The sequence below is a fragment of the Myxococcus sp. CA039A genome, assembly GCF_013336645.1.
In the GTDB taxonomy this organism is placed as follows: Bacteria; Myxococcota; Myxococcia; order Myxococcales; family Myxococcaceae; genus Myxococcus; species Myxococcus llanfairpwllgwyngyllgogerychwyrndrobwllllantysiliogogogochensis.
Genome location: NZ_JABUMQ010000564.1, coordinates 1 through 3,454, shown reverse-complemented (window position 1 = coordinate 3,454; position 3,454 = coordinate 1). Strand labels below are relative to the sequence as shown.

At 66.5% G+C, this 3,454-nt stretch carries 2 protein-coding genes; both read left to right on the top strand.

Features of this window, described 5'->3' with window-relative positions:
- The first annotated feature begins 442 nt into the window (after nt 1-442).
- Nucleotides 443-1,417, top strand: coding sequence for a hypothetical protein (locus HR086_RS45680; protein WP_174468796.1), 975 nt, complete (start codon nt 443-445; stop codon nt 1,415-1,417).
- 114 nt (nt 1,418-1,531) lie between these two features.
- Entirely contained in the window at nt 1,532-3,298 is a 1,767-nt protein-coding gene (locus tag HR086_RS45675; RefSeq protein ID WP_174468795.1) for an NBR1-Ig-like domain-containing protein, read from the top strand.
- Nucleotides 3,299-3,454: the final 156 nt, after the last annotated feature.

The following is a 3,454-nucleotide window of genomic DNA, read 5'->3' as shown; positions in this document are numbered from 1 at the left end:
AGGGCCAAATCACGAAGCTCAAGCTCCTCAAGCGTCAGATGTATGGCCGAGCCAACTTCGACCTGCTGCGTCGCCGCGTACTGCTCACCGTTTGACCCCACGGTCCACACGAAGTGCGGGAGAGCCGATTTGACGGGGGCAACTCCACGGTCCGCGTTGGCGGTGAGTTGTAGGGCGACCGGAATAAAGCGCCCATTCTGTCCGGCACGAGCGCGAAGCCCAGAGATGGGCACTGAAACGGTCCCTCTTTCTGGGTGAATCACGGCCTAGGCTGGACCACTCAGTCCCGGGACTTCCCTACCAGAAAGTGAAACACCCCATGTTCAGCTCGTGTGCCTCCCGATGGGCGCCTCGTCTGCGCCTTTTGCTCCTCGCGGGAACAGTGGCCGGGTCGGCTTGCGCCTCCTCCGATGTCGACCCGGATGCCCCCCAGTGCAAAGGGGTGCGCGCCTGCTCCCCGGGTGAGGGCTCCGGAGACGAGGACGTCATCCCCCTCGTCATCACCCATGGTTCGCAGCTCACCGTTTCGGACGTGGGGCCCGCGGGGATTGGCATCTCCTCCTTCACGAACGTCCCTGGAGGGACCTTCACCGGGACAGCGCTGGGAAGCTGGGGCGCGCTCTCTCGCACCGTTGGCATCGGGGGCGAGACCATCGACGGCTTCTCCTTCCCGCAGGGCACCGTCGTCCTTGAGGGCGCGAACCTCACGTCGCAAATCACCGTCAACTCCGGGTGGCTGGTGCTGCGCGGCTGCAAGGGCAGCCTCCTCCTCAACCATCCGGCGGGAAATGGAGGCGGTGGCGCGGCGCTGTACAGCGAACTGGGCGCCTTCAATTCAGTGGGAGCCAAGGACGGCAGGCAGCCCGCGAGGTCCATCTGCCACCGCTGCTATTTCCCGCACAGCGGGTTTGAGAATGTCTACTCGAACAACGTCACCATCACTGAGTCGTGGATTGCCGTGGACCCTGGCAGCGCTGGCGCTCACGCGGATGGCATCCAGACCTGGGGCGGGCAGTCGTACTTGAACTTCTCTCGCAATCGCCTGCAGTGGAACGGCGCCTGGAACAGCACGCAGTCCGGGCTGATCGCGATGTACTCCGACGGTTCGCAGAGCGGGTTCAGCGGCTACGACCAGATCACCCTGCAAGACAACTACTTCGTGGTGGGCCTGGGCGGCGGAATCGCCTTGCACGCCCCCATGGGGGTGGCGGTCACGAACATGGTCGTGACCGGAAATCGCTGGGCGTGGAGTCCTGATTTCGGCGACCCGAACTACACGCCGGCCGTCTACAGAGGCTCCGGCGTGGCGAACTACAAGACCGGTGGGAACGCCTGGTCGAACAACCGCTGGGCGGACGGCCCCTCCGCGAACCAGTTCCTGCTGCCCGACAACAGGACCCGTTCAACAGACTACTGAGGCACCTCTCTCACCGCTGTATTTCTGACGCGGCGGGGCCCATCGCGGCTCGAGTGCTGCTCTACTGTCTGCCCTTTCCCGCCTGATTGGGCAGACACCCCTGGAGCGCCTTCCATGCAGACCCGACGAATCCCCTGGCTGCACACCCTGTCCGCGAGCCTCCTCCTGCTGCAGGCGGCTCCCGGCCTCGCGCAATCGCTTCACTCCGAACGTGGAGGGCTCCAGTCCACCGACCTCGTCCATCGCCCTTCCCTCACCTCGACGACGCTGGACCCGCTGCGCTCGCTGGCCATCTCCGACCACGCCACCGTCTCCACCATCACCGCGCGCAGGGTGTTCGACCAGCTCATCCGCCAGGCCGGCGATACGGGCCTCACATCGGACCAGCTCTTCCGCCAGCTCTGGGACACGCAGAACCCCGCGCCCGGGCAACCCGACCTGCCCGGGAGCCCCCACTGCAGCGACAACGGCAACACCCTCAACGGGGCCCCGTATGTCTGCAGACCCCTGGAGGGAGCCGATGCGAGCGCCCAGTCAGTCCCGCTCGACAGATACATCCTCGTGGGCCTCTTCAATCGCTTCGACCTGGCCCCCGTGGACGGCGCCCACTGCGGCGAGTACCGCATGTCCTTCGCCCGGTTCGTCGCGGCCCCGCAGGTGCGCTCGCGCAACCGCTTCATCCTCGAAGGCGTACTCCCCAACCCCGCCCCCGAGCTCGGGCTGGAGGGCTGCCGTCCGGTGGCCCAGGCGTGGGCCCGGCTCTCCACCCTCGAGGACCTCACCCAGCGACAGGCCCTGCTGAACGCGCTCTTCTTCGAGGGTCTGGCCCCGGGCATCCCTCCCGTCATCCACATCAGCCACTACGGTGACAACCCCAGCGGCGCCGGACAGGTCCGCACCAACATGTTCATGCAGCAAGGTGTGGGCGCCCCCAACCCGTGGATGCTGCGCGAGTTCAAACTGAAGCATCAATGTGATGCCACGGGCTGCACGCCGCGCTTCATCCCCGTCACCGTGAAGTCGACGCCCCGGGGAGACTTCTTCAACCCCCTGAACACCAGTCCCCTCGCGGTGGGCTTTCGCGACCACTTCATCACGCAGGTCGCGAGCCTCGCGGTGGATGACTTCAACCGCTTCAACTACGCCGTCCCGGACGTCTACAACGCCGCGCAGAGCAGCTCCATGCCGTCGTTCGGCAGCGTGGACAACTTCCTCGTCGAGTTCAACAAGGCCGCCACGCCCAACGCCTTCTCAGACGCCCTTCAAGCGGAGCTCCAGCGAATCGGTAGCACGCTGACTCCGCATCAAGTCGTGGCGCGCGCTCAACTGCTGTCCTGCGGCGGATGCCATGACCTCAGCCGGGGAACCGACCTGGGAGGAACCCCTGGCATCGTGCCGATCGACTTCAAACGCTTCGTGCAGGTCGACGACCTCCTCTCACCCCTTCCACCCCCCGGGCCGGATTCCCGTTACGCCTTGTCCACGTCCCTCACGACCGCCTTCCTCCCCTTCCGCCAGCAGCTCCTCGGCGCCTTCCTGGACACGCCCGTCCTGGATGCCACGGTCTCCGCTCCCGACCCGCAAGTCCTTCACGTCCAGGCGGGCCAGCCCTTCCGGGGCACGGTGCAGGTAGCGAACACGGGCACCACCGCGTGGAGCGCGGCCCAGGGCGTCCGGGCCACCTCGCTCGATGGAGCAGCGGACCTCACACTGGCCCCAGGTGAGGTCATCCACTTCGGGCAGCGGAAGACATTCGACTTCACGCACACCGCGCCGACGAGCCTCGGGCAGACGACCTATCGCTGGAGATTGCAGCGCAACGGCCTGGCGTTCGGCCCCGAGGTGTCCCTCACCGTCGAAGTCCAGCCCGCACCGCGCTGAGCACGGCGACGGCCGCGCCTAAACCCCTCTACGTCTCTTGCGCGAGAGCGCGGGGAGCATCAACAGGGCGAGTCCGAAGAGGAGCTGCTCGCCCCCACCCGCGCAACCGCAGGACTCCGATTCCGCCGGAGGATTCCCACCCGCATCTCCAGGCCC

Bases quoted from the DNA above. Each gene is read 5' to 3' on its own strand.
- HR086_RS45675 (WP_174468795.1), top strand. From the start codon at position 1,532: ATGCAGACCCGACGAATCCCCTGGCTGCACACCCTGTCCGCGAGCCTC.